Origin of the sequence: Streptomyces sp. NPDC006552, from assembly GCF_040611655.1 — a bacterium.
Classification (GTDB): domain Bacteria; phylum Actinomycetota; class Actinomycetes; order Streptomycetales; family Streptomycetaceae; genus Streptomyces.
The window spans coordinates 1-5,616 of the sequence record NZ_JBEXOS010000133.1; the positions used below are offsets into that span (position 1 = coordinate 1).

The following is a 5,616-nucleotide window of genomic DNA, read 5'->3' on the forward strand; positions in this document are numbered from 1 at the left end:
TCCGTGAACGACCCCTCGTCCAGGAGCAGCGCGATACGCTCACGCGCCGTCAGCTTGCCCTTGGCCCGCTGGGCCGCGGTCGCCTTGTCGCCCGGGCCGCGCAGGGCCTGCTCACGGATCGCGTGCAGCTCGGCCACGCGCCCGCGGGCGTCGGTGGGCTCGTCCCCGGGGGTGGAGGCGGTGTCGTCCAAAACGGTCATGTAGTGACCTTACGAAGCCGGCCAAGAAAACGGGCCGTCGACTTCGCACAGTCTCCGGCTCGTTTTCCTGGTAGCCCTGAACAGAACCGTGGCCGCGTGGGGCCGAAGTCGCTGCTCACACCCCTGTCGGCTTGTAGGGGTCGGACAAGAGCGACCCGTGAGAGTCCTGTCACACTCCGCAGTGGTCAGCCGAGGCCGCCCGCGTAGCGCGCGGTCGCTCCCAGCTCCTCCTCAATGCGGATGAGCTGGTTGTACTTGGCGGTGCGGTCGGAGCGGGAGAGGGAACCGGTCTTGATCTGGCCGCAGCCGGTGGCGACCGCGAGGTCCGCGATGGTCGTGTCCTCCGTCTCGCCGGAGCGGTGGGAGATCACCGCGGCCCAGCCGGCCCGCCGGGCGGCGCCGACCGTGCCGAGGGCCTCGGTCAGCGTGCCGATCTGGTTGACCTTGACCAGGACCGCGTTGCCGACGCCGGTCCTGATGCCCTCCCTGACCAGGGCCTCGTCCGTGCAGAAGACGTCGTCGCCGGTGAGCTGGCAGCGCTCGCCCACCCGGGCGGTCAGCTCCCGCCAGCCGTCGAGGTCGGTCTCGGCCATCGGGTCCTCGACGGAGACGACGGGGTAGGCGTCGATCAGCTTGGCCAGGTAGTCGACCTGTTCGGCCGAGGTGCGGCGGACGCCTTCGCCGGTGTACGCGTAGACCCCGTCGCGGTAGAACTCCGAGGTCGCCGGGTCCATGACGAGGCCGATGTCGGGGCCCGGCCGGTAGCCGGTGCGCTCGATGGCGGCCATGACGAAGTCGAGCGCCTCCTCGGCGGTGCGCAGGGCGGGCGCGAAGCCGCCCTCGTCGCCGACGCCGGTGGAGTGGCCCGCGGCGAGCAGGTCACGGCGCAGGGTGTGGAAGACCTCGGAGCCCATCCGGACCGCTTCGGCGAAGCTCGCCGCGCCGACCGGCGCGATCATGAACTCCTGGAAGTCGAGCGGATTGTCGGCGTGGGCGCCGCCGTTGACGATGTTCATCATCGGCACCGGCAGGACGCGGGCGTCGCTGCCGCCGAGGTAGCGGTAGAGGGGCAGGCGGTGGGCGGCCGCGGCGGCCTTGGCGGCGGCCAGGGAGACCGCGAGCACGGCGTTCGCGCCGAGCCGGGACTTGCCGGGGGTGCCGTCGACGGCGATGAGGGCGGCGTCGAGGCCGGCCTGGTCGGCGGCGTCACGCCCGGTGACCGCGGCGGCGATCTCGCCCCGCACGTGGGCGACGGCGCGGTCGACGCCCTTGCCGTGCCAGCGCCGGGGGTCGCCGTCGCGCAGTTCGACGGCTTCGCGGGCGCCGGTGGAGGCGCCGGAGGGGACGGCGGCGCGGCCGAGCGAGCCGTCGGCGAGGAGGACGTCGGCCTCGACGGTGGGGTTACCGCGGCTGTCGAGGACGGCGCGAGCGGTGACGGTGCGGATGGTGGACTCAACTGCCGGTGCGGGCATGGGAGTTCCTTTGCCTGGTCGCGTGCCGGACCCCGGCTGCGACGACGCTGGCGCTGAGCCCGACAAGCAAAACTCTACAGCATGGCTGTTCAGTTGAGCTGTTCAGTCATGCTGTTCAGTTCGGCTGTACAGCCGTGGCCGCCCGTGACCTGCGGGTTAAAGTTCCGTATGCCCTCCCCGGAATCCGCCGCCGTCGCCGCCGAACTGCGTACCGCGATGGGCAAGCTCACGCGGCGCGTGAAGCACGAGGACCGGATTCCGCTCGGGCAGGTCGCCGTGCTCGGCGCCCTGGACCGCGCGGGCTCCATGACCACCAGCGACCTCGCCGCCGACCAGCGCGTGCGCCCTCAGTCGATGGCCCGCGCCGTGGGCCTGCTGGGCGAGCAGGGGCTCGTCGACCGCCACCCCCACCCCACCGACGGCCGCAAGTCCCTGGTGCGGCTCACCGACGCCGGACGGGCCGCGCTCGAGACCGAGCGCGGCCGCCGCGTCGGCTGGCTCGCCCAGGCCATCGAGGCCGAACTCAGCGACGAGGAGCGGGAGTTGCTGGCGCGCGGCGCGGCCCTCATGGAGCGCCTCGCCGCGCGCTGACCTTCGCGCGGATCCGGCTCAGCAGCCGCCGCAGTTGTAGTAGAGGACATCCCAGTGGTTGCCCTCGTCGGCGTAGATGTTGCCCGAGCCCGACTGGTACTGCGGCGCGCCGTCACCGCGCAGCCCGATGTAGGCGAAGGTGTTCTTGATGTAGTTGGTGACGCAGGTGTTCTTGCCGTAGTCGAGTTTGTAGCCGTTCCAGTGGGAGTACGTGCCGCTCGCGTGGCCGGTCTCGGTGCCGCCGGTGATGTTGAGGGCGCAGCCGGTGGCCCGCTTGAGGGTCTGCGCGCCCTGTGCGGTGGCCAGGTTGAGCTGGTCGAACGAGGTGCAGGTGCTGTTGTTCCGGTTCGAGCAGCCGCCGGAGGACGACCAGGTGATGCCGACCGAGCTGAACATCGAGGTCGCGGTGGCGTGCGTGATCTTGGTGGCGGCGAAGGCGTCGGTGGCGGAGGCGAGGACGCCGAAGCCGGGGGCGACGAGGGCGCCGGTGGTGAGCGCGAGCGCGGTGAGCGCCGAGCGGATGCGCATGGGGGATCCCTTCCTGCTGGTGACCGTGCTGACGGTGAGACGGCTGTGGTGCAGGTGGAGCAAGGAGATGGTGCCGGGTTCTACGCGCGTCCGGAAGAGTGCCCGCGCAATCTCCGGGCGAATACGTCGCACCGGCACGCACGCACGGTCACGGCAGGGACACACCGCGCTTGATGTTGAAAGTTGAACTTCACCGCGCTACAGTCGTTCGTGTTGATGGTTCAACGTTCAACATCACCCGGCACCCACCGTGCCGACCGTCCCCAAGGAGCACGCCATGGGCATCTTCGGCCGCAAGAACGAGACCGACACCACCACCGCCACCGCGACCGCCACGGTCGACCCGGGGCTGGCCGCCGTCACCGGCGACTACACCGTCGACCCCGCGCACACCACCCTCGGCTTCGTCGCCCGGCACGCCATGGTGACGAACGTGAAGGGTGCCTTCACCGACTTCACCGGCGAGCTGCACCTGGACGGCGCGGACCCGGCCCGGTCCACCGCCTCCTTCGACGTGCGGATGGAGAGCATCGACACGGGCAACGCGGACCGCGACGGCCACCTGAAGAGCGCCGACTTCTTCAAGACCGACGAGTTCCCGACGATGACGTTCCGCTCGACGTCCGTCGAGGCGCTGGGCGGCAGCGACTACCGCATCACCGGCGACCTCTCGATCCTGGGCACCACGAAGCCGCTCACCATCGACCTGGAGTACAACGGCTCCGCGAAGGACCCGTTCGGCAACGAGCGCGCCGGCTTCGAGGGCAAGGCCGAACTCCTGCGCTCCGCGTGGGGCCTGTCGTGGAACGCCGCGCTGGAGACCGGCGGCGTCCTCGTCTCCGACAAGATCAAGCTGAACTTCGACATCTCGGCGATCAAGAACGCCTGACCCGGCCCGGCACCGGACGTGTGCGCGAAGTCGTGGCGGCCACGGAACACGTGGCCGCCCCTTCGCACGTCCGGGCCCCGCCAGGACAGCCGCCCCGCGTGACCTGAGTCACAAAGGCGGCTCCCGATGTCACATCTCACCACTCCCCCGGGGTCACACCTGTGAGCACCGACGGGAGGCAGTCATGTCCGACAGCACCACCCGGGCCGGGCGTCCGGGGGCACCGGCGGCGGGCGAGCGGGTCGCCGACTGGGTCGACGGGCGGCTCGGGGTCCACACCCTAGGCCGCAGGTACCTGCGGAAGATCTTCCCCGACCACTGGTCGTTCCTGCTGGGCGAGGTCTGCCTCTACACCTTCGTCATCCTGATCCTGACCGGCGTCTACCTGACCCTCTTCTTCCACCCGTCGATGAACGAGGTGGAGTACCACGGCAGTTACGTCCCGCTGAGCGGGGTCCGGATGTCGGAGGCGTACTCCTCGACGCTCGACATCAGCTTCGACGTGCGCGGCGGCCTGCTCATCCGGCAGATCCACCACTGGGCGGCGCTCGTCTTCGTGGCGGGGATGTTCGTGCACATGATGCGGCACTTCTTCACCGGCTCGTTCCGCAGACCGCGCGAGCTGAACTGGCTGTTCGGGTGGCTGCTGCTCTTCCTCGCCCTGTTCGAGGGCCTGTTGGGGTACTCGCTCCCGGACGACCTGCTCTCCGGTGCGGGCATGCGGCTCATCGAGGGCATGACGCTCGCCGTCCCGGTCGTCGGGACGTACCTCGTCTTCTTCCTCTTCGGCGGCGAGTTCCCGGGCGACGACATCGTGGCCCGCTTCTACTCCCTCCACGTCCTGCTGCTGCCCGGCATCATGGCTGCGCTGGTCGTGACCCACCTGATCCTCGTCTTCTACCACAAGCACACCCAGTTCCCGGGCCCCGGGAAGACCGAGCGCAACGTCGTCGGCCAGCCGTTCTTCCCCGTCTACGTCGCCAAGGCCGGCGGTTTCTTCTTCCTCGTCTTCGGGGTCGTGGCGCTGATCGCGGCCATCGCGTCGATCAACCCGGTCTGGCTCTACGGCCCCTACCGCCCCGACCAGGTCTCCACGGGCGCCCAGCCCGACTGGTACCTCGGGTTCGCGGAGGGTCTGGTGCGGGTGATGCCCGGCTGGGAGTACGCCTTCTGGGGCCACACCCTCAACCTGGGCATCCTCGTCCCGCTCGTCGCGTTCCCGCTGTGGCTGGTCCTCATCGGTGTGTGGCCGTTCTTCGAGGCGTGGATCACCGGGGACCACCGCGAACACCATCTCCTGGACCGGCCCCGCAACCGGCCCGTGCGGACGGGCCTCGGCGTGGCCTGGCTGACCGGCTTCCTCGTGGCGCTCGGCGCGGGCGGCAACGATCTGCTCGCCACGCGCTTCCACCTCTCCGTGAACGCCATCACCTGGTGCGCCCGGGTGGCGCTGATCGCCGGCCCCGTCCTCGCGTACGTCATCACCAAGCGCGTCTGCCTCGGCCTCCAGCGCCGGGACCGCGACAAGGTGCTGCACGGCCGCGAGACGGGCCGCGTCAAACGCCTCCCGCACGGCGAGTACGTCGAGCTGCACGAGCCGCTGCCGCGGGGGGAGCGGTACCGGCTGACCCAGCACGAGGAGCCCGCGGCCCTGTCGGACGCGGGTCAGCGGAGGGCGGGCCGGGTGCGGGTCCGGCTCTCCCGGTGGATGTACGGGCCGGCGTCGCACGTCCCCAAGCCGCGCCGGGAGGAGCTGGAGTCCACCCCGGGGCGTCACTGAGCCCCGAACTCGCACCACACGGTCTTGCCCGGGTCGCGCTCGCCGACCCCCCATTGGTCGGGACCTCGCGGCCGCGCTCGTCGTCTCGCCCCCGGTCATGTTCATGGACGAGCCGACCACCGGCCTCGACCCGCGCAACCGGCAGCAGCTGTGGGA

The 5,616-nt window shown here is 70.6% G+C and carries 5 protein-coding genes and 1 pseudogene; 3 read left to right on the top strand and 3 right to left on the bottom strand.

Annotated features, from left to right (window positions below):
* Together ABZY33_RS35750 and eno are read right to left on the bottom strand one after the other, a co-directional pair.
* A pseudogene (locus ABZY33_RS35750) lies at positions 1-200 on the bottom strand (methylmalonyl-CoA carboxyltransferase); the annotation flags it as partial.
* 185 nt (positions 201-385) lie between these two features.
* Positions 386-1,672 carry a phosphopyruvate hydratase gene (gene eno / locus ABZY33_RS35755; protein WP_356495891.1) on the bottom strand — a complete coding sequence of 429 codons (1,287 nt, stop codon included), beginning with the start codon at positions 1,670-1,672 and terminating at the stop codon, positions 386-388.
* A 168-nt stretch (positions 1,673-1,840) separates the two neighbouring features.
* Between eno and ABZY33_RS35760 the strand changes: the two genes are divergently transcribed.
* Positions 1,841-2,263, top strand: a complete 423-nt coding sequence (locus ABZY33_RS35760) for a MarR family transcriptional regulator (RefSeq protein WP_356495892.1) — start codon at positions 1,841-1,843, stop codon at positions 2,261-2,263.
* Between the two features lie 18 nt (positions 2,264-2,281).
* On the opposite strand, the gene ABZY33_RS35765 is transcribed toward ABZY33_RS35760, so the two are convergent.
* The gene (locus ABZY33_RS35765; RefSeq protein WP_356495893.1) at positions 2,282-2,791 is read right to left on the bottom strand and encodes a hypothetical protein; all 510 of its coding nucleotides are present in this window, start codon (positions 2,789-2,791) and stop codon (positions 2,282-2,284) included.
* Positions 2,792-3,068: 277 nt separating this feature from the next.
* On the opposite strand from ABZY33_RS35765, the gene ABZY33_RS35770 reads away from it, so the two are divergent.
* Positions 3,069-3,680, top strand: coding sequence for a YceI family protein (locus tag ABZY33_RS35770; RefSeq protein WP_356495894.1), 612 nt, complete (start codon positions 3,069-3,071; stop codon positions 3,678-3,680).
* A gap of 184 nt (positions 3,681-3,864) precedes the next feature.
* Positions 3,865-5,460 carry a cytochrome bc complex cytochrome b subunit gene (locus ABZY33_RS35775; protein WP_356495895.1) on the top strand — a complete coding sequence of 532 codons (1,596 nt, stop codon included), beginning with the start codon at positions 3,865-3,867 and terminating at the stop codon, positions 5,458-5,460.
* The last annotated feature ends 156 nt before the right edge of the window (positions 5,461-5,616 follow it).

Excerpts from the sequence above, each read along its gene's own strand:
- eno (WP_356495891.1), bottom strand. The coding sequence starts at position 1,672 with ATGCCCGCACCGGCAGTTGAGTCCACCATCCGCACCGTCACCGCTCGC.
- ABZY33_RS35760 (WP_356495892.1), top strand. The coding sequence starts at position 1,841 with ATGCCCTCCCCGGAATCCGCCGCCGTCGCCGCCGAACTGCGTACCGCG.
- ABZY33_RS35765 (WP_356495893.1), bottom strand. The coding sequence starts at position 2,791 with ATGCGCATCCGCTCGGCGCTCACCGCGCTCGCGCTCACCACCGGCGCC.
- ABZY33_RS35770 (WP_356495894.1), top strand. The coding sequence starts at position 3,069 with ATGGGCATCTTCGGCCGCAAGAACGAGACCGACACCACCACCGCCACC.
- ABZY33_RS35775 (WP_356495895.1), top strand. The coding sequence starts at position 3,865 with ATGTCCGACAGCACCACCCGGGCCGGGCGTCCGGGGGCACCGGCGGCG.